This window comes from Streptomyces sp. SID13666 (genome assembly GCF_010548325.1).
GTDB lineage: Bacteria > Actinomycetota > Actinomycetes > Streptomycetales > Streptomycetaceae > Actinacidiphila > Actinacidiphila fildesensis.
This window is the reverse complement of record NZ_JAAGLX010000154.1, coordinates 1-662: the sequence shown is the minus strand read 5'-3', so window position 1 is coordinate 662 and position 662 is coordinate 1. Positions and strand designations below refer to the sequence as shown.

At 67.7% G+C, this 662-nt stretch carries 1 protein-coding gene; it reads right to left on the bottom strand.

Annotated elements, in window-relative coordinates; all coding sequences use genetic code 11:
- Nucleotides 1-662: IS481 family transposase (locus G3I60_RS43850; RefSeq protein WP_164608566.1), on the bottom strand; the 662-nt coding region annotated here is incomplete at both ends.

Genomic DNA, 662 nt, shown 5'->3' with positions numbered 1-662 from the left:
TGTATTGACCCGCAGGGTTGTTTGCGCGGGTGATGGGTGGGTTTCCGCCGAGTGCGGTGTGGCCGCGGTGGTGGTTGTAGGTGTGGAGGAAGTCTGGCAGAGCGGCTGTTCGCTCGTCGTTGCTGGTGTAGGGCCGTAGGTAGGCCCATTCGTCGGCGAGGGTGCGGTTGAAGCGCTCGACTTTGCCGTTGGTCTGAGGTCGGTAGGGGCGGGTGAGTTTTCCGGTCGCGCCGAGGTCGGCCAGGACGGCCTTCCAGGCCAGGCCCTTGCGGTAGGACCAGGCGTTGTCGGTCAGAACCCGTTCGATCCGGTCGATGCCGTGCTGGTGGAAGAACGCGGCCGCGCGGGCCAGAAAGCCCGCGCAGGTCGCGACTTTCTCGTCGGGGTGGATCTCGCTGTAGGCCAGGCGTGAGTGGTCGTCGACGGCGGAGTGGACGTAGTCGAAGCCCATGCCGCGGATGGGTCGCCCAGCCTCACGGCCCCGGACCTTGTGACCGCCGCCGTCGGGAATCCGGCCGAGCTTCTTGACATCGATGTGGATGAGTTCGCCGGGCCGTTCGCGTTCGTAGCGGCGGATGAGGGTGCCGGTGGGCCGGTCGAGCCACGCGAGGCGGTGCAGGTGGTGACGGGTCAGGATCCGGTGGACGGTCGAGGCGGGCAGG